Below are 18,720 nucleotides of genomic sequence, written 5' to 3' on the forward strand. Positions count from 1 at the left end.
TTTGGGTATTGTAAGTGATTTGATAGTATATATAAACTGGACTATTTTAATTTATTGATTAATTGGCATTGCGTGCGTAAGAATTCGTCCAAAACCGCTTGTTGGATTTCCAAGCGTTTGGCTACGGGCGAGGCAAAGCGCACGATGATGTTATACACCTTGTCATCATGTGGCACGCGGGATACGCGCGGCTGGGCGGCGGGCGTGATAAACAACTTTTGGGTTTGCACGTTTTCCAAATGCTGCTTGATGGCAGGGACATAAGGCTCGCACAATGGCTCAAGAACATCTTTCAGACTGCCTATGATTTCGTCCGAATCCAAATGAATCGGCACGGGAATTTCCACCGTATGAATCACATAATCGCCCAAAATATTGTCGCGGCGCACGGTGTGGCTTAAAAGTAAGCTGTTGGGAAACGAGAGCGTTTTGCCGGAAAGCTGGCCAATCAACGGATTGGGGCCGATTTGCATCATCAGCGTGTTCAGCATATTGATATCGACCACCCGTCCGCGCAGGCCGTTGATTTCGATGTAGTCGCCGATGGAATATTGTTTGGTTACCGAGCGCAGGATGCTGCCGGACAAACACATAATCAATTCTTTGGTTGCCACCACAATCGCCGCGGCCACTGCAAACATCGACAAGGCCAAAGTTTGAATCTGCGCCGCCCAAATCATCGCCAGCCCGAGCAGGATCAGCAACATGGTCACGTTGCGGCTGAACACCAGCGAGCGGCGTTTGTTTTCAATGCTCAAATCCGGATGGCTGCGAAAATGCGCCGAGAGCAAAATGCTGCGCCCGGCAATGACAGCCACAATCATCAATATCGACATCAATGCCGATTTGATGATTTCTTCACTGACAGGCAAAGCGTTCAGCCATTCATGCATGGTGTTCCACATAATCCTGTTTCCTTTCCCTTCTTAGGCCGTCTGAAAACCCACGCGTTCAAAAATTTCTGCTGCACACGCTTCCGATACCGCAAACAAAGTTGCCACACTGCCTAAAGCCCGTTGTGCTGCCACGCTCAAATCATCACGGCATACTTCGCCCAGCCACTCAACAGGCCGCACCAGCGACATTTTCTCATCGTCCCATTGCGGACAATGTACTGCGCCGCCTGTAATCCTGCCGATCCGATAACGGCGCAGGGCAGGCGAGTAGGTCAGTACGGCATCTCCATCGGCCAACTCGTTGGCAAACCGCCACATCTGAGCCGCACCCGATTGCGCTGTTCTCAATTTCACATCCGGCACGGCCGAACGGTAAATATCCGTCAGTTCCTCACGGCCAAAACCCTTGGCCGCCGCTTCGGCCAGCATGGGCCAGGCCAATGCCGCCACACCGCGCTCGAAAAATACGTCATAAAGCGCACCTTGCGTGCTGCGAACCATATAAAGTCTGGCTTGTTTTCCCATTGCAGTACCTATTTGTTTGAAGAACCCATCCCTTTGTTTCCATGTTACCTGTTACGGCTGAAAAATTCGATATTTTACATTGCCGGAAGGGTTTGAAGTTCTCGCTGAAAATAAATGAATTATAGATGAAAGGCCGTCTGAAAAATAAAATAGGCTTATATATCAACAGATGATATATCGTAACAATATATTAATAATTGTAAAATTTTTTACGCTTGCATCAAAAAAAGATAAGATGGAATAATCAATCGAGAAAGATTGCTATTCACTGAACATTAGGAGAGAAAAAAATGACCTGCAAAACCCACGAACATCATGACCACGTTCACGGCGCAAACTGCGGCCACACTGCCATCAAACACGAAGGCCACGTCGATTATCTGCACGACGGCCACCTGCATCATGAGCACAACGGCCACTACGACGAACATACCCTGAGCGTCAATGACACCAATCCTGACGGCTGCCATCCGGTTGACACCTGCCACGGTCACGTTCACGGCGAAGGTTGCGGCCACGAAACTGTACCGCACGGCGATCACGTCGACTACATCGTCAACGGCCGTCTGCATCACCAACACGGAGATCACTGCGACGACCACGGCCCGGTTGAAATCGTTAAATAAAACTGTTTTTCAGACGGCCTTTAATATGGGGCTTCTATAGAAAAAGGGGGTGTATTTTCACCCCCTTTGTTTGGTTATCCCTGTATTTCAGACTGCTGCGGCTTACCGCTGCAAAATCTGTACTGAACCAATGTATTTACTGGGTGATTGGCATTGTTTTGGCATTGTCGCTCCCCTTTGTTGTTGCCTATCTTTCCTTATTGGTCAAAGGCTTTGTGCAATAAACTTTTCAGATAATTGCTTTATTCAATAAGGCCGTCTGAAAGCCTAAATCTTTATCCGATTTATGTTTTTAAAGCGCTTTTTAAATTAAAGGCCGTCTGAACGTATAGTTTCAGACGGCCTTTAGTTTTACCAATTCACGCGAACTGCCCTGCTGCCGAGCAATGTTTCCAGTTCGTCAAACAAGGCGGTGCTTGGCGTTACAATCCATTTGGGCGCAATTTTCAATTTACCCGATGCTTTGCCGTTGCTGTACGATAGTTGCAGCGGGATGTGCGACGTGTCGGGCAGGCGGTGTGTAGTGAGGATGGCGGCGAGGCGCGTGATGTCGTGGCCGGGGGCGAGGGCGAGGCTGAGGCTGCGGGCGTAGCGTTCGCGCGCCATTTGCAGGGTCATGACTTGGTTTGCCATGATGCGCAGTCCGTCGCCGCCGCCGTAGTCGTCGCGGCTGACTTTGGATTCGATAATCAGCACTTGGTCGGATTTGAGGTAGTCTGCGCAGTTTTCCAGTGTGTGGCCGCTGACCATGATTTCAATCTGTCCGCTCAAATCTTCGAGGCTGACGAAGGCGATTTTGCCGCGTTTGCCCATCATGGTGCGTACGGCGGTCACGAATCCGGCGAGGCGCACGCTGTCTTGCGGTTTCAGACGGCCTAACTTGGTCGGGGCGATTTGGCGGACTTCTTGGGCATATGGGCCGAACGGGTGTCCGGAGAGGTAGAAGCCGATGACGGTTTTTTCTTCGGCGAGTTTTTCCGACTCGCTCCACATCGGTGTGTCGATGAGCTGCACCGGTTCGATGGCGTCTTCCATCATGTCAAACAGCCCGCCCTGATTGGCGTTAGCGGCTTTTTGGTCGGCGTTGTTCATGGCTAGGTCGATGTTCGCCAAGAGCATGGCGCGGTTGGGTTCGATGCTGTCGAACGCGCCGCCGCGTATCAGGGCTTCGAGGGTGCGGCGGTTCATGTGTTCTTTGCCGACGCGCTCGCAGAAGTCCAAGAGGCCGGTAAACTTGCCGCCGCTTTGCCGCGCGGCGATGATGGATTCGACGGCGGCTTCGCCCGTGCCTTTAATCGCGCCGAGTGCGTAGCGGATTTTCATGTTCGGATACGGCGTGAAGCGGTAGTCGGATTCGTTGATGTCGGGCGGCAGGAACTCGATGCCGTTGGCGCGGCAGTCGTCATAGAAATGCTTGAGCTGGTCGGTGTTGTCCAATTCAGACGACATGGTCGCTGCCATAAATTCGGCGGGATAGTGCGCTTTGAGCCATGCGGTCTGGTAGGAAATCAGAGCGTAGGCGGCGGCGTGGGATTTGTTGAAACCGTAGCCGGCGAATTTTTCCATATAGTTGAAGATTTCGTCGGATTTTTCGCGCGAAATGCCTTGTTTTGCCGCGCCTTCGGCGAAGATTTCGCGGTGTTTTACCATTTCTTCGGGTTTTTTCTTACCCATGGCGCGCCGCAGTAAGTCCGCGCCGCCGAGCGAGTAGCCGCCGATAATCTGCGCCGCCTGCATCACTTGTTCCTGATACACCATAATGCCGTAGGTCGGCGCGAGGATGCCTTCGAGCAGCGGGTGAATATATTGGAATTCCTGACCCTTCATGCGCGCGACGAAGTCGGGGATGTTGTCCATCGGGCCTGGGCGGTAGAGCGATACGAAGGCGATGAGTTCTTCAAACTTGGTGGTGTGCGCCGTTTTCAGCATTTTTTTCATGCCGGTCGACTCGAACTGGAAGACGGCGGTGGTGTTCGCATCGCGGAAGATTTGATAGGCGGCTTGGTCGTCAAGCGGAATCTTGCCGACATCGACGATATCGCCGGTGGTGTTTTTGATGTTGTTCTGCGCCATTTCGATAATGGTCAGGTTGCGCAGACCCAAAAAGTCGAACTTCACCAAACCCACGTCTTCCACGTCGCCCTTGTCGTACATGGATACGGGAGATGCGGATTCGTCCGCCTGATACACAGGGCTGTAATCGGAAATCTTGCCCGGCGCAATCAACACGCCGCCCGCGTGCATACCCAAACCGCGCGTCAAATCTTCCAGCTTTTTCGCCAGCGTAATCAGTTCGTCCGCTTCTTCCGCTTCGATTAATTCCTGAATCTGCGGCTCGGCCTCCATGGCTTTTTCCAAACTCAGGGGTTTGTTGGCTTCCAACGGGATCAGCTTGGACAGTTTGTCGCACAGCATAAACGGCAGTTCCAGCACGCGCCCTACGTCGCGGATGACCGCTTTGGAGGACATTGTGCCGAAGGTAACAATCTGGCTTACCGCATCCGCGCCGTATTTTTCGCGCACATATTCAATCACTCGGCCGCGGTTTGCCTGACAGAAGTCAACGTCAAAGTCGGGCATGGAGACGCGTTCAGGGTTTAAGAAACGTTCGAACAGTAGGGCGTATTTGAGCGGATCAAGGTCGGTAATCTTCAATGAATACGCCACCAATGAGCCTGCACCCGAACCACGGCCCGGTCCTACCGGACAGCCGTGTGTTTTTGCCCAGTTGATAAAGTCTTGTACGATAAGGAAATAGCCGGGGAATTTCATCTGGATAATGATGTTCAGCTCAAAATCCAAACGTTCCTGATATTCCGGCATTTTTGCCGCACGCTCCGCCTCGTCGGGATAAAGCTGAACCATGCGTTCCTGCAAACCCTCGTTGGACAACTTCACCAAATAATCGTCCAGCGACAGGCCGTCCGGAGTAGGGAAGAGCGGCAGGAAGTTTTTGCCCAATGTGATGTGCAGATTGCAGCGTTTGGCAATTTCCACCGTGTTTTCCAAGGCTTCGGGTAAATCGGCGAAACGTTCGGCCATAGTTTCCGGTGGAATGAAAAATTGGCTCGGCGTGAAATCGCGCGGACGTTTTTTGTCCGTCAATACCCAGCCGCCTGCGATGCACACCCGCGCCTCGTGTGCGTTGAAATCGTCGCGGCTCATAAACTGTGTCGGATGCGTCGCCACCACCGGCAAACCCAGTTCCTCCGCCAGCTTCACGCTGCCGGAAACGCAAGTCTCCCATTCAGGGCGTTCGGGCAGGCGTTGCAGCTCTAAATAAAACGCATCGGGGAACCACGCCGCATATTTCAACGCCGCCGTACGCGCCGCGTCTTCATTGCCGTTCAACAGATTCACGCCCACTTCGCCGTAATGCGCGCCGCTCAAACAAATCAAGCCGCTGTTGTCGCCGTTTTCCAGCCATTCGGGATTGAGTTCCGCATGATGGATATTGCGGTCTTTGCCGACATAGGCCTCCGTCAAAAGCTCGCTCAAGCGCAGATAGCCCGCATCGTTGCGGATAATCAACATGGCACGGAACGGTTTGTCGGGCGCATTCGGATTGCCTATCCACACATCCGCCGCGCCGATGGGCTTAATCCCTGCACCGCGGCAGGCTTTATAGAATTTCACCAAACCGAATTCGTTCATCAAATCGCTGATGCCCAAAGCAGGCAAACCGTATTCCTGCGCTTTGGCAATCAGTTTTTTAATCCGCACCATACCGTCGGTAATCGAGAATTCGGTATGCAGGCGCAGGGGGATGTAGGTCGGCTCGGTCATGGCAAAATCGGCGTGAACAATAAAAGGCGTATTGTAGCAGGGTTGGCAGCTAAAGGCCGTCTGAAAACCAAATGTAATGAGGTTGGATAAAGCAAATAAAACAGAAGGGGGCTTTCTTTCAGACGGCCATGTTAAAATATCGCCATTATTGAAAAGGATTAAATGATGGAAGCAACCGTCTATCTTGAAGACAACGAATACATCGCTTTATGCGACCTGTTGAAATTGGCCGGCCTAGCTGAAAGTGGCGGACAGGCAAAAGCGTTTATCGCCGAAGGGCTGGTGTTGCGCAACGGCGAAACTGAAATGCGCAAAACCGCCAAAATACGCGGCGGCGAAGTGATTGAATTTGACGGCGCACGCTTGGAAATTGCCGATGGATACGACCCTGAAGAATAAAGCTGAAGCCATCTTGGGCGAACCGCTTTTAGACGAACCTGTCCGCCCCGAATCGTGGGAATGTTGCGGCAGCGAGTGTGGTGATGCCTGTATCCAGACGCTTTATTGGGCGGAAAAAGCACGCTACGACGCGCAACAGCGGAAATTGAAAGAAGCTGGTTGGACTGATGGCGAAGATGAGGCAAAGGCCGTCTGAAAACGATTGGCTTCAAACAATGCTGCATTAAAGCCAATGCCGTCTGAAAGTTTCAGACGGCATTGGCTTTTTTAAAGTTTAAATTAAGATTGTGTTACCTCGGAAGCGGTTGCATTTTCAGGTGTGCCAGGTGCAGCATCGGCAGGAGCCTGATAATCTGTATTTTGCGATGAAGAGGGCTCAGCATTGTCATGTTTATGATGCTTATCATGTTTACCAAAGTGTCGTTTGTCTTGATCGTCATCTTGTGCTACTGCCAATACTTTGCCGTTTTGAGCATCAACCAAAGCTTCGTATTCGACGCCGTCTTTCAAGATTTCTACTTTGTAACGGCCGCCCAAATGTTGTTTGTATTTGTAATCGACATCTTTAACGACGCCGCCCACTTCTGCTACCGCTGCTGCGGCTGCTTGCTGGCCGGAAACCTTTGCAAACATACCTTCTTTGAAAGCCATGGTACCTGCCGCACCGGCAACGCCCAAACTTGAAGCAATAATACCGGCAATGATGAGTTTTTTTGAAATAAAAGCGTTAATGCGTTTCATGATTTTCTTTCCTACTGTGTTGTTGAACGATGAATGTATTCTATGCCTCAACAATTAGCTGAACATGAGCAAAACGCTAAGATGTGTAATGGGTTGCAATACTAAAATTAACACTTTAATAATAATGGAGATCGAAGCCGCGTCTTTCAGACGGCCTTGCTGATATGTTGTGATGGCATATTTGGCGAAAGTTTTGGTTTGTGTGTGAAAACAAAAGCGTGATGAAAAAAGGGCATGTGTGATACATGCCCTGAATGAAATGGTAAACGCGATGGTGAGAAACCAAATGACGGAATAAGATTTGCGGTTGGTCAACTCATTTGTCGCCGCCTTGTTTTACAATCATTCAGGCGATGTTTCGCCTGCAAGATTCTCGATTTCTTCGCGATGCGCGTCAAACCATGAACCGACCACTTGATTGACTTCGTCCATACCTTGTTTTTTGAGGCTGGAGAACAGTTGAACGCTGATTTTTTGGCGGTCGGTGTAGGGTTTGAGTGATTTTTTTACAGCTGCCAACGTTTTAATTTGGTCGTTTTTAGACAGCTTGTCTGCTTTTGACAGCAGGATATGCACAGGGCGGCCGGTGATGTGGAAAAAGTCCAGCATCTGAATGTCTAAAGCCTTGAGCGGATGGCGCGAGTCCATAATCAAAATCAGGCCGATCAGTTGGCGGCGTTGTTGCAGGTAGTCGCCCAAGAGTTTGACCCAGTGCGCACGAATGGCCTCCGGTACTTGCGCGTAGCCGTAGCCGGGCAAGTCGACCATGAAATTGCCGTTTTCCAGCTCAAAGAAATTGATGTGTTGGGTGCGGCCCGGTGTTTTGGAAACGTAGGCAAGGCGCACATGATTTGTTAAAGTATTGATAGCGCTGGATTTGCCGGCATTGCTTCGGCCGACAAAGGCAATCTCGGCCGGCGTGTCGGGCAGGTCTTTCAAATGGTTGACCGTTGTAAAGAATTTGGCGTTTTGAAAAAGGTTCATCAGTATTTCCTTGCATGGAAACAAAACTGCAACATCATAATTTGTATCGAGCATTTATGTTGCAGCAGTTTGGTAATTTGAGTAGTAATTTAATGTAAACTTGGTATAGAATAGCACGTTTATAGAATTATCGGTTTTAATCGGGAAAATTCCCCGGTATTTGAGTATAAAAAAGGCATTGACGCGGTACGCAATGCTGTAATCAGGAGCACTCCATGAAACGATTGACTTTATTGGCCTTGGTATTGGCTGCCGGTGCGGTTTCCGCTGCCCCTAAAGCAGATGCTGAAAAAGGCAAACAGGTAGCGACTACTATCTGTGCGGCGTGTCACGCAGCCGATGGTAACAGCGGTATCGCAACTTATCCTAAACTGGCAGGTCAGGCTGCGGCCTACGTCTACGGCCAAACCATGGCCATCAAAGACGGTACCCGTACCCACGGTGCTGCCGGCGTGATGAAACCGATGGTGATGAACTTGTCCGAACAAGACATCCGCGACGCTGCCGCCTACTACGCCAAACAACAAGGCAAACCGGGCGAAGCCAATCCTAAAGAAAACCCAGAGCTGGGCGCGAAAATCTATCGCGGCGGCCTGAGCGCTAAAAAACTGCCGGCATGTATGTCTTGTCACGGTCCTAGTGGCGCAGGTATCCCTGGCGGCGGTACTGAAATCCAAGCCTATCCTCGTCTGGGCGGCCAACACAAAGCTTACGTTGTCGAGCAAATGAAGGCTTACCAATCCGGCCAACGCAAAAACGCCATCATGGCCGATATTGCCAACCGCCTGAGCGAAGAAGAGTTGAACGCAGTAGCCAACTTCATTCAAGGTTTGCACTAAATTTCGTTCTGAAGCGAGTTTATTGATACAGGCCGTCTGAAAACCCTTCAGACGGCCTTAGCCAATATAAACCGATAAGCCTGATTGGTTTTTTCAAATAGCGACAGCAAGATTTTTACTGCAATATGCAGTATTCTTCCTTTCGCATCACACGTCATAGCAGTCCGTTCCATCGGATCGGGTTGCCCCAAGCCGACATTTGAGACATGAGTAAATCTTCATCATCCGTCCCACTTATCCGTAGACCATGGTTTGCCTTTTTCAGCTCCATGCGTTTTGCCGTTGCCCTGCTCAGCCTGTTGGGCGTGGCTTCGATTATCGGTACGGTCTTGCAGCAAAACCAGCCACAAGTCGATTATTTAGTGAAATTCGGCCCGTTTTGGTCGCAGATTTTCGGCTTTTTGGGCCTGTATGATGTGTACGCCTCGGCGTGGTTCGTTGTCATCATGATGTTTTTGGTGATTTCCACCGGATTGTGCCTGATTCGCAATGTTCCGCCGTTTTTGCGCGAGATTCGTTCGTTCCGTGAAAACGCGAAGGAAAAATCACTGGCGGCAATGCGCCATTCTATCGTTTTAGACGGACAGGTAACGCCCGAAGTCGCGCAACGTTATTTGGAAGTGCAGGGCTATGGCTGCAAAACCGTTACGCGTGAAGATGGTTCGGTTTTGGTGGCGGCGAAAAAAGGTGCGATGAACAAATGGGGCTATATCTTTGCCCATGCCGCGCTGATTGTGATTTGTTTGGGCGGTTTGATAGACAGCAATATTCTGCTGAAAATCGGTATGCTTACCGGCCGGGTCGTGCCGGACAATACGGCGGTTTACGCCAAAGACTTTAAGCCCGAAAGCGTGTTGGGTACGTCCAATTTGTCGTTTAGGGGCAATGTCAATATTTCGGAAGGGCAGAGCGCGGACGTGGTATTTCTGAATGCGGATAACGGCATGCTCGTGCAAGACTTGCCGTTTTCCGTCAAATTGAAGAAATTCCATATCGACTTTTACGATACCGGTATGCCGCGCGATTTCGCCAGCGACTTGGAAGTCACGGACAAGGCAACCGGCAAAGTCAGCGAACACACCATCCGCGTCAACCATCCTTTGACGCTGCACGGTATTACGGTTTATCAGGCAAGTTTCGCCGACGGCGGCTCGGATTTGACGTTTAAAGCGTGGAATCTGGCTGATGCCGACCGTACTTCGGTCAAACTCAAAGCAACTTCCATGCGCGAGTTTCCGCTGGATTTGGGCAAGGCTTCTTATAAATTGGAATTCGACCAGTTTACTTCGATGAACGTCGAAGACATGAGCGAGCCGTCTGAAAAAGAGCAAAACCTGAAATCCGCCATCAATGATGTTCGCTCCGTCCGTCAAGAAGGCAAAAAATACACCAATATCGGCCCGTCTATCGTTTACCGCATCCGCGATAAAGCAGGGCAGGCGGTCGAATATAAAAACTATATGCTGCCGGTAAAACAAGATGAAGACTATTTCTTCATTACCGGCACACGCAGCGGCTTGGCGCAGCAATACCGCTGGTTGCGCATTCCGATGGATAAAAACGGCAAAATCGATACCTTTATGGCTTTGCGCCAATATTTGAAAGACGACGCGGCACGCCGTAAAACCGTTGCCAACGCCGTCAAAGGCGCACCCGCCGAAATCCGCGAGCAATTCATGGCGGCGGCGGAAAACACCTTGTCGATTTTTGCCAAAGGCGGCTATTTGGCTTTGGACGAGTTTGTTACCACCAACATTCCCAAAGATCAGCAGGAAAAAATGCAGGGCTATTTCTACGAGATGCTCTATGGCGTGATGAATGCCGCTTTGGAAGATACGATCAGTACATACAATCTGCCGGCTTGGCCGCAAGACGAAAAGCGCAACCGCTTCCTGCTGCATGCAATGGACGCCTACACCGGTTTGACCGAGTATCCTGCGCCGATGTTGCTGCAATTGGACGGCTATTCCGAAGTGCGCTCTTCCGGCCTGCAGATGACCCGTTCTCCGGGGGAATTCTTGGTGTATTTGGGTTCGGTATTGCTGGTGTTGGGCACGGTATTTATGTTCTATATCCGTGAAAAACGTGCTTGGCTGCTGTTTTCAGACGGCCGTATCCGTTTTGCCATGTCTTCCAGCCGCAACGAACGCGACTTGCAGAAAGAATTTCCGCAACACACACGGCAATTGCAGCAGCTTGCCAAGGATTTGAACCATGAATAACAAACATCAGGCCTTGCCCGAGCATGAGCTTCTGACACACAAATCATTTATCCGAAACCTCAACCTCTTCGACTGGGCATTCGCACTGCTGATTGCCATCGGTGCGTTTATTGCCCAAACCCAAGCCGGTCTGCACATGGACATCTACGAAATGGTGATTTTGTGGGCGAGTGCCGGTATTGCCGTTTTTCTGGGTTGGTTTTTCAAACCGATGCGCTGGTTTATCCCTGTGGGTGTGTGCCTGGCGTATTTTGCCGTTGATTTGTATGGCGGCGATATCAAACATGCAGACGGCTTCTTGCTCAAATACCTGTTAAGCAGCCAGTCGGCGATTATGTGGCAATGCGCGTTTGTGTTCTTTGCCTTGTTTGCTTATATCGTCGGCGCGATAGCGGCGGTGCGCAAAAATGTGCCGTCCAATACGCTTTTGGGCATGGGTACCGTGTTTGCGTGGGTCTCCGCGATGGCGGGCTTTGTCGGTTTGCTGGTGCGCTGGCATGAAAGCTATCTGCTGCGTCCCGATGCCGGCCATATTCCGGTTTCCAACCTTTACGAAGTATTCATCTTGTTCTTGGTCATTACGGCGCTGATGTATCTCTATTACGAAGGCCGTTTTGCCGTACAAAAACTGGGTGGCTTTGTCTTCAGCTTTATGGCGATTGTGGTCGGATTTGTCTTGTGGTACAGCGTTTCACGCGAGGCGCATGCCATTCAGCCGCTGATTCCTGCTTTGCAGTCTTGGTGGATGAAAATCCACGTTCCGGCCAACTTTATCGGCTACGGCGCATTCTGTATCGCCGCCATGCTGGGTATTGCCGAACTGTTGGCACTCCGAAAAGAAGATGCGGGCAAAAAATCATGGCTGCCGCACTCGCAAGTCATTGAAGAAGTCATGTACAAAGCGATTGCCGTCGGTTTCCTGTTCTTCACCATTGCCACCATCCTCGGCGCATTGTGGGCGGCCGATGCGTGGGGCCGCTATTGGAGCTGGGACCCGAAAGAGACTTGGGCATTCATCGTTTGGCTGAATTACGCGGTCTGGTTGCATTTGCGGCTGGTGGCAGGCTGGCGCGGCAAAGTGTTGGCTTGGTGGGCGGTCATCGGCTTGGTCATTACCGCCTTTGCCTTTATCGGCGTAAATATGTTCTTGAGCGGCCTGCATTCTTACGGCACTTTGTAAACCGCTTATTCCGCACTTTATTTCAGACGGCCTTTTTCCGTTTTCGGAGAAAACGCCGTCTGAATCGTTTTTAATCATTTTTTCAGACGGCCTCAAACCATGTTGGTATTAGGAATTGAATCATCTTGTGACGAAACCGGCGTTGCGCTCTACGACACCGAGCGCGGCCTGTTGGCGCATCATTTGCACACACAAATGGCGATGCACGCCGAATACGGCGGCGTTGTCCCCGAATTGGCCAGCCGTGACCATATCCGCCGTGTCGTGCCGTTGACGCAAGGTTGCTTGAAGGAAGCAGGCGTAGGCTATGCCGACATCGACGCGGTTGCCTTTACGCAAGGCCCGGGTTTGGGCGGCGCATTGCTGGCCGGTTCAGGCTTTGCTAATGCGTTGGCATTTGCCATCGGCAAGCCCGTTATCCCCGTTCACCATCTTGAAGGCCATTTGCTCTCGCCCTTGTTGGCAGACGACAAGCCTGAATTTCCATTTGTTGCTTTGCTGGTGTCGGGCGGACATACGCAATTTATGGCTGTACGCGGTATCGGCGATTACACTTTGCTGGGTGAAAGCGTGGACGATGCGGCAGGCGAGGCGTTCGACAAAACGGCCAAGCTTTTAGGTTTGCCTTATCCCGGCGGTGCCAAATTATCCGAGCTGGCCAAACTCGGTACGCCTGATGCCTTCACATTCCCACGCCCCATGCTCCATTCGCACGATTTGCAGATGAGCTTTTCCGGTTTGAAAACCGCCGTTTTGACCGCTGTCGAAAAAGTCCGTGCCGAAACCGGTTGCGATGAAATTCCGGAACAAACACGCAACGACATTTGCCGCGCCTTCCAAGATGCGGTAGTCGATGTATTGGCGGCCAAAGCCAAAAAAGCGTTGTTGGATACCGGCTTCAGAACTTTGGTGGTTGCCGGTGGCGTGGGTGCAAACTGGAAACTGCGTGATGAATTTTCGTGCTTAACCGTCAAAATGCCGTCTGAAAAAGGCAAACCCAAACCTCAGGAAGAAAAAATCAACGTCTATTTTCCGCCGATGGCATACTGTACCGACAACGGCGCAATGATTGCCTTTGCCGGCGCGATGCGTCTTGCCGAGCGTCAGGCTGTCGGCGCATTCAATGTCAAACCGCGCTGGCCGCTGTCGGATATTGTGAAGCAGGACTGATGTATTAGACTGCTTCGATGCAATGAAAGGCCGTCTGAAAACCTGAAGATATGGTTTTCAGACGGCCTTTAATGAAACGGATGTTTGCGGTAAAACTTCATTCAAAAAGATGAGTAATTTTTTCATCCGTTTTTTCTACAATATTAACTTTGATTGATTGCAAAAGGCCGTCTGAAATGACGAATTTATCCAAAGGTTTGCTGGCTGCGATAGCGTCCAATTTGTTGTTTGCCATGCTGTTTTTGTACGGCGTATGGATGCAGCCGATGAGCGGAACGGAAATTTTTGCGTGGCGTATGGTGGCGATGCTGTCGGCTTTATGCGTGCTGATGACGATGGTCAACGGTTGGCAGGCGGCGGCGCGTTTTGCGAACAATATCGGCCGTGATTGGAAGCGGTGGCTGTTGATTGTATTGCCGACGCCGATATTTGCCAGCCAGTTGTGGCTGTTTGTCTGGGGGCCGGTCAACGGCGAAGGGGTAAACATCGCCATGGGTTATTTCCTGTTTCCTTTGGCGATGATGCTGGGTGGACGGATTTGGTTTAAAGAGCGTTTGAACCGGTTGCAGAGGGTGGCGGTAATCTTGGCGTGTGCAGGCGTGGCATGTGAATTGGTACGGTCGGGTGCATTTTCGTGGACGACTGTATGGGTGTTCGGTACCTATCCGTTTTATTATCTGCTGCGCCGAAAACTGGGCGTGCCTTCTTTAATCGGTCTGACCTTTGATTTAATGATGATTACGCCGTTTGCATTGGCGTATATTATATTTGCAACGGATACGCCGGCGATGATTGCGGCCAAACCGGTTTTAATCTTTTTTATTGTGTTGCTGGGTTTTAATAGTGCAATATCCATGCATTTGAATTTGAAGGCGAATCAGTTACTGCCGGTGGCAGTGTTCGGCATGTTGAGCTATTTGGAGCCTGTATTGCTTTTTATTGTGTCGATTGTATGGCTGGACGAGCCGGTGCAAGGCGGCGCATTGATCGGCTACGGACTGATTTGGTCGGGATTGTGCGTGATGATTGTCAATGGCTTGTTGGGAATGAAGAAAGAAAAGAAATTGGCTAAAACTTGATGATAGATTGAGGCCGTCTGAAAAATGGGTTGACCAATATTTTCAGACGGCCTTGAATATTAAAAAGGACGTATCGGGTACGTCCCTTTTGTTTACCAGCTTTGGGCGATACGGTCGGCTTCTTGCAGGCGTTCGACGGTGCCAACGTCCAACCAAAGGCCGTTGTGGTGTTCGCCGCTGATTTGGCTTTGGTTCATGGCCTGACGCAACAGAGGGGCAAGTTTGGCAGCCTGGTGCGCCGGGGTGTCTTTGAAAAGCGCGGGATGATAAACGCCCACGCCGCTGAAAGTCAGGGCTTGTCCGTCTGTGGATGAGGCGGATACCAGGCCGTCTGAAAGCAGGCCGAAGTCGCCTTCGGGATGGTGTGGCGGATTGTCCACCAGCCACAAATGGGCGAGAAGGTTGTGTTCCTGCATACGCTGGGCAGCCAGTCGTGCAGCTTGGAAATCAATGTCGGTCAATACGTCGCCATTGACGACCAAAAACGGCTCGTCGCCCAAAAGAGGCAGGGCGGTGGCAATGCCGCCGGCGGTTTCCAGGCCTCCGGCGCGCTCGGGAGAATAGGCAATGCGCACGCCGTAGTCTGAACCGTCTTTCAAGGTATCTTCGATTTGTTGGCCAAGCCAGGCATGGTTGATGACGATTTCAGTGAAACCGGCCTGCTGCAGGCGGCGCAAGTGCCAGCCGATAAGCGGCGTGCCTGCTACTTTGAGTAAGGGTTTGGGCGTGTGGTCGGTCAGGGGGCGCATGCGTTCGCCGCGACCGGCGGCCAGTATCATTGCTTTCATGAGGGTGCCTATAATGTGTGAAACAGAAAAGGTCTCAGGCCGTCTGAAAAATGAAACCGATGTTTCAGACGGCCTGAGACCTTTATTTATGCCAAATATTTGAATTGCCTACGGAAATACAGCAATGCCGGTGTTTGTGTGTCGGTATTGCGGATTTCGTTGATCTGAACGAAAAAGACGTAATGCGTGCCGATTTCGCGTTGATCGACAATGCTGCCGTGCAGGTGCGCCAGCGCGCCTTCGACTTCGAGCTGTCCGGTTTGTCCCCTATGCCAAATATGGTATTCGAAGCGTTCTTCGGGCGAGAGGTCGGTCAGTCCGGCAAAGTGTTCGGCGACATCCTGCTGGCTGTCGTTGAGTGTGTTGATGCACAAATCACGGTTGCCTTGCAGGATGGGAATGATGGCGGATTGGCGGTTGATGCACAGCATGACCGTCGGCGGCTCGTCGGTAACGGCAGTTACGGCAGTCATAGTAATGCCATAGCGTCCCGCTTCGCCGTCTGTCGTGATGACGTGTACGCCGGCGGCACAGGAGGCCATGGCATCTCGAAATGGTCTCTTGAGTGTGTGTGTTGAGTCTGTCATCCGGCTTTCTTTATTTTAATGCCTGTTCGATTTTTGCCAGCTCTGCCAAGAGTTCTTTGAGTTGTGCCATTTTTTCTTTGGACAGAACTTTTTCAATCGCATCGTAGCGTTCGTCAACCAATGCGCCGGTGGATTCATAGAGTTTCTCACCTTCGGGCGTCAGTTTCAGGTAAACACGACGTTGGTCGTTGGAAGGCTTCAGGCGGACGGCCAAACCTGCTTTTTCCAAGCGGGTCAGAATGCCAGTCAGGCTGGGGCGAAGGATGCAGGCCTGATTGGCCAAATCTTGAAAGTCGAGTGTGCCGTTTTCCGCTAAGAGCCGGATGATACGCCATTGCTGGTCAGTAATATTGGCTTGGTTCAGAATAGGGCGGAATTGGGTCATCAATGCTTCCCGTGCCTGAATCAGACCGATATTGATAGATGCATGTTTAGATTGGTTGGGCATTACTAAGTCTCCGGTGTTATCAAAAATCAAACCGTTGAAGCGTGAGGTAGATTGATAAAGGCGAATATTGCTGTTTTAAGGCTGCCGTCGGCAGCCGGGTCATGGGAACAAAAGCATCACTGCCACAATATTAGATGAAGATCTCTAACAGTTTGTTTTGATAATAATGTTTCCAATTGTTCTTATGGTTATATCTTAGTCTATTTTCTTTATAATCTCAACAAAATCATATGTTATTGGGAAAGAGATAGTTTATTTATTTATGAAATCGAATTGGTTGAATATATTCAGGTGAAATTATTCTTTGGATTTTCTATTTTTATTGGATTTTCAATGAATTTAGCTGAAGATATTTGCCAAGTAAATTCTGATTTTTAATCCGATATAACTGGAAAGTCCGGATGTGTGATGAATCATTTTGCCATCTTTTAATATGATAATGGTCGGTGTGACGGCTATATTCCATTTTTGAGCCATCAGGCCGTCTGAATCATTGAAGTTTGGAAAGGATAGATTGTTTTGTTGCATATGGTGGGCAATGTCCGCGTCGCTTCCGGAGCGCAAGGCTACGCCCAGTGTTGGGATATTGTCTTGGTGCAGTTTTTCTATGGTCGGCGATGTGTACGAGCAAATACCGCACCAGCTACCCCAAAAGTAAACAACGGCAACACGGTTCTGGCTGAAGGATTGGAGGGAGGTGGTTTGTCCATCGATTAAAGTCAGTGTTTGTGCTGTCAACTGCAAGGGTTGGTCAGGCTTGCGCACCCAGTCGACAATCAGGGATAAGAAGATGAAGATAATCACAGCCTGAAGCAATGATTTGGCGTAGTGGAGTAGGGTTTTCATCATATATTGCGGGGATATTGGATTATTGTTTTATAAATGAAAAAAGCCTTGCAGAGCAAGGCTTTTTGATTCGATTCTGAAAACGTATTAACGTTTGGAGAATTGTTTTGCACGACGTGCTTTGCGCAAACCAGGTTTTTTACGTTCAACTTCACGAGCATCGCGAGTAACGAAGCCTGCTTGAGACAAAGCTGGTTTCAGGGCTGCGTCGAAGTCGATCAGGGCGCGAGTAATGCCGTGACGGATAGCGCCGGATTGACCGGTTTCGCCACCACCGGTTACGTTAACTTTGATGTCGAAAGATTCAGCATTTTCAGTCAGAACCAGAGGTTGACGTACAACCATGCGGCTGGTTTCACGTGCGAAGAATTCGTCAACGGGACGGCCGTTTACGATGATTTGGCCGGTACCTTTAGTCAAGAATACACGAGCCACTGAACTTTTGCGGCGGCCTGTGCCGTAGTAGTATTTACCGTTCATGTCGTGTCCTTATTATTTCAGTTCCAAAACTTTAGGTTGTTGTGCAGCGTGGCCGTGTTCTGCGCCGGCGTACACTTTCAGTTTTTTGATCATGGCGTAGCCCAGAGGACCTTTAGGCAACATGCCTTTTACGGCTTGTTCCAAAGCGCGGCCTGGGAATTGCTCTTGCATTTCACGGAAAGTACGCTCGTAGATGCCGCCTGGGAAACCAGAGTGACGGAAGTATTTTTTGTCTTCGAATTTAGCACCGGTCACGCGCAGTTTGTCTGCGTTGATGACGATGATGTAGTCGCCGGTATCAACGTGAGGGGTGTATTCGGGTTTGTGTTTGCCGCGCAGACGGTGTGCGACTTCGGCTGCGACACGACCCAGAACTTTGTCTTCTGCGTCAATGACGAACCATTCGCGCTTCACCTCGTGGGGTTTTGCAGAGAAGGTTTTCATGGTTGGAATCCAGATATATATAGAAAGTTATGGATTTTAAAGAGGAGATTGGTTTTTGTCAATCTTAATCGAACGTGTTTGATGCATGAATATGCGGTTTTTTCAGACGGCCGGAAATCTTTACGAAAGTCTTTACTTGGAAAGGGAAAAGCCACACCTGTCGGTATGGCTTTTTTAGGGAATCCCCACGAGTGCCGTTTAGGCTGAATCCGCTTGAACCTTGCTGACAAGGCGGTCACCTCGGGTAGTTTCGGGTGCGTCCGATAAACGGACGCTCGCGCCCACTACAGCTCCCGGCAACCTAAAGCGAACGTATTGGTTCAAAGGAATGTATGCCTTCGCGAACACCGCAGGGAAAAGGGGAAAATCAGTTTTACTCCAAGCGCGCCAGTGCTTTTTGGCACGCGTTGTTCATGTCGGTTATTCTACGCTCAAATTCACCGATTGCCAAATCGTCGTTGAGGGTGGCTTTCAAGAGGTCGTGTACAACGTTGAGGGCTGCCATGACGACGATTTTGTCCGTGCCGACGATGCGGCCGCTTTCTTTAATCGCATCGCTTTTTTTGTTTAGCATTTCAACGGCTTGCAGGAGGGTGGCTTTTTCTTCACTCGGCGTGTTGATGGTGAAGTTGACATTCATGATGTCGAGATTGACTTGTTCGATACTCACGAGGCATCCT

Annotated in this window: 20 protein-coding genes and 1 other RNA gene; 8 read left to right on the top strand and 13 right to left on the bottom strand. The window is 50.4% G+C overall.

Features of this window, described 5'->3' with window-relative positions; genetic code table 11:
• Positions 1 to 41: 41 nt before the first annotated feature.
• Positions 42 to 905 (bottom strand): mechanosensitive ion channel domain-containing protein, encoded by an 864-nt coding sequence (locus tag ACTHTU_RS04845; protein ID WP_440361923.1) that lies wholly within the window; start codon positions 903 to 905, stop codon positions 42 to 44.
• Between the two features lie 21 nt (positions 906 to 926).
• Complete coding sequence (locus ACTHTU_RS04850) at positions 927 to 1,421, bottom strand: restriction endonuclease (RefSeq protein WP_440361924.1); 495 nt, start codon at positions 1,419 to 1,421, stop codon at positions 927 to 929.
• Positions 1,422 to 1,711: 290 nt separating this feature from the next.
• On the opposite strand from ACTHTU_RS04850, the gene ACTHTU_RS04855 reads away from it, so the two are divergent.
• Positions 1,712 to 2,047: a hypothetical protein gene (locus ACTHTU_RS04855; protein WP_070645362.1), complete on the top strand. Its 336-nt coding sequence runs from the start codon at positions 1,712 to 1,714 to the stop codon at positions 2,045 to 2,047.
• Between the two features lie 351 nt (positions 2,048 to 2,398).
• On the opposite strand, the gene dnaE is transcribed toward ACTHTU_RS04855, so the two are convergent.
• Positions 2,399 to 5,833, bottom strand: a complete 3,435-nt coding sequence (dnaE, locus tag ACTHTU_RS04860; RefSeq protein ID WP_440361925.1) for a DNA polymerase III subunit alpha — start codon at positions 5,831 to 5,833, stop codon at positions 2,399 to 2,401.
• Between the two features lie 165 nt (positions 5,834 to 5,998).
• Between dnaE and ACTHTU_RS04865 the strand changes: the two genes are divergently transcribed.
• The gene (locus ACTHTU_RS04865; protein ID WP_107857404.1) at positions 5,999 to 6,232 is read left to right on the top strand and encodes an RNA-binding S4 domain-containing protein; all 234 of its coding nucleotides are present in this window, start codon (positions 5,999 to 6,001) and stop codon (positions 6,230 to 6,232) included.
• Positions 6,210 to 6,428, top strand: coding sequence for a hypothetical protein (locus ACTHTU_RS04870; protein WP_128582088.1), 219 nt, complete (start codon positions 6,210 to 6,212; stop codon positions 6,426 to 6,428). The genes ACTHTU_RS04865 and ACTHTU_RS04870 overlap by 23 nt, the downstream gene beginning before the upstream one ends.
• An 83-nt stretch (positions 6,429 to 6,511) precedes the next feature.
• Here ACTHTU_RS04870 and ACTHTU_RS04875 read toward each other — a convergent pair whose 3' ends face one another.
• Together ACTHTU_RS04875 and yihA are read right to left on the bottom strand one after the other, a co-directional pair.
• A complete protein-coding gene (locus tag ACTHTU_RS04875) occupies positions 6,512 to 6,973 on the bottom strand; it encodes a PepSY domain-containing protein (RefSeq protein ID WP_234394609.1) in 462 nt (153 codons plus the stop codon).
• Between the two features lie 342 nt (positions 6,974 to 7,315).
• The gene (gene yihA, locus ACTHTU_RS04880) at positions 7,316 to 7,957 is read right to left on the bottom strand and encodes a ribosome biogenesis GTP-binding protein YihA/YsxC (RefSeq protein ID WP_036492739.1); all 642 of its coding nucleotides are present in this window, start codon (positions 7,955 to 7,957) and stop codon (positions 7,316 to 7,318) included.
• A 215-nt stretch (positions 7,958 to 8,172) separates the two neighbouring features.
• Between yihA and ACTHTU_RS04885 the strand changes: the two genes are divergently transcribed.
• The 5 genes from ACTHTU_RS04885 to rarD all read left to right on the top strand — a co-directional run bounded on the left by ACTHTU_RS04885 (position 8,173) and on the right by rarD (position 14,447).
• Entirely contained in the window at positions 8,173 to 8,796 is a 624-nt protein-coding gene (locus ACTHTU_RS04885) for a c-type cytochrome (protein ID WP_003749030.1), read from the top strand.
• Between the two features lie 269 nt (positions 8,797 to 9,065).
• Entirely contained in the window at positions 9,066 to 11,018 is a 1,953-nt protein-coding gene (locus ACTHTU_RS04890; protein WP_440361981.1) for a cytochrome c biogenesis protein ResB, read from the top strand.
• Positions 11,011 to 12,198, top strand: coding sequence for a c-type cytochrome biogenesis protein CcsB (ccsB, locus tag ACTHTU_RS04895; RefSeq protein WP_440361926.1), 1,188 nt, complete (start codon positions 11,011 to 11,013; stop codon positions 12,196 to 12,198). The genes ACTHTU_RS04890 and ccsB overlap by 8 nt, the downstream gene beginning before the upstream one ends.
• 99 nt (positions 12,199 to 12,297) lie before the next feature.
• The gene (gene tsaD / locus ACTHTU_RS04900) at positions 12,298 to 13,368 is read left to right on the top strand and encodes a tRNA (adenosine(37)-N6)-threonylcarbamoyltransferase complex transferase subunit TsaD (RefSeq protein WP_128582085.1); all 1,071 of its coding nucleotides are present in this window, start codon (positions 12,298 to 12,300) and stop codon (positions 13,366 to 13,368) included.
• 176 nt (positions 13,369 to 13,544) lie between these two features.
• Positions 13,545 to 14,447 carry an EamA family transporter RarD gene (gene rarD, locus ACTHTU_RS04905; RefSeq protein ID WP_440361927.1) on the top strand — a complete coding sequence of 301 codons (903 nt, stop codon included), beginning with the start codon at positions 13,545 to 13,547 and terminating at the stop codon, positions 14,445 to 14,447.
• 92 nt (positions 14,448 to 14,539) lie between these two features.
• On the opposite strand, the gene murU is transcribed toward rarD, so the two are convergent.
• From murU to ACTHTU_RS04945, 8 genes are all read right to left on the bottom strand, one after another.
• Positions 14,540 to 15,235 (bottom strand): N-acetylmuramate alpha-1-phosphate uridylyltransferase MurU, encoded by a 696-nt coding sequence (gene murU / locus ACTHTU_RS04910; RefSeq protein ID WP_440361928.1) that lies wholly within the window; start codon positions 15,233 to 15,235, stop codon positions 14,540 to 14,542.
• 86 nt (positions 15,236 to 15,321) lie between these two features.
• Entirely contained in the window at positions 15,322 to 15,822 is a 501-nt protein-coding gene (gene hpaC / locus ACTHTU_RS04915; RefSeq protein ID WP_440361929.1) for a 4-hydroxyphenylacetate 3-monooxygenase, reductase component, read from the bottom strand.
• Between the two features lie 10 nt (positions 15,823 to 15,832).
• Complete coding sequence (hpaR, locus tag ACTHTU_RS04920) at positions 15,833 to 16,270, bottom strand: homoprotocatechuate degradation operon regulator HpaR (RefSeq protein WP_003681518.1); 438 nt, start codon at positions 16,268 to 16,270, stop codon at positions 15,833 to 15,835.
• A gap of 339 nt (positions 16,271 to 16,609) precedes the next feature.
• Complete coding sequence (locus ACTHTU_RS04925; RefSeq protein ID WP_440361930.1) at positions 16,610 to 17,119, bottom strand: protein disulfide oxidoreductase; 510 nt, start codon at positions 17,117 to 17,119, stop codon at positions 16,610 to 16,612.
• Between the two features lie 84 nt (positions 17,120 to 17,203).
• Positions 17,204 to 17,596 carry a 30S ribosomal protein S9 gene (gene rpsI / locus ACTHTU_RS04930; protein ID WP_003681515.1) on the bottom strand — a complete coding sequence of 131 codons (393 nt, stop codon included), beginning with the start codon at positions 17,594 to 17,596 and terminating at the stop codon, positions 17,204 to 17,206.
• Positions 17,597 to 17,608: 12 nt separating this feature from the next.
• The gene (rplM, locus tag ACTHTU_RS04935) at positions 17,609 to 18,040 is read right to left on the bottom strand and encodes a 50S ribosomal protein L13 (protein ID WP_003684605.1); all 432 of its coding nucleotides are present in this window, start codon (positions 18,038 to 18,040) and stop codon (positions 17,609 to 17,611) included.
• Between the two features lie 178 nt (positions 18,041 to 18,218).
• Positions 18,219 to 18,399, bottom strand: a non-coding RNA gene (gene ssrS, locus ACTHTU_RS04940) — 6S RNA.
• 14 nt (positions 18,400 to 18,413) lie between these two features.
• Entirely contained in the window at positions 18,414 to 18,710 is a 297-nt protein-coding gene (locus ACTHTU_RS04945; RefSeq protein ID WP_070460483.1) for a cell division protein ZapA, read from the bottom strand.
• Between the last annotated feature and the right edge of the window lie 10 nt (positions 18,711 to 18,720).

Source organism: Neisseria sp. P0020.S005, from assembly GCF_051957055.1.
GTDB lineage: Bacteria > Pseudomonadota > Gammaproteobacteria > Burkholderiales > Neisseriaceae > Neisseria > Neisseria subflava_A.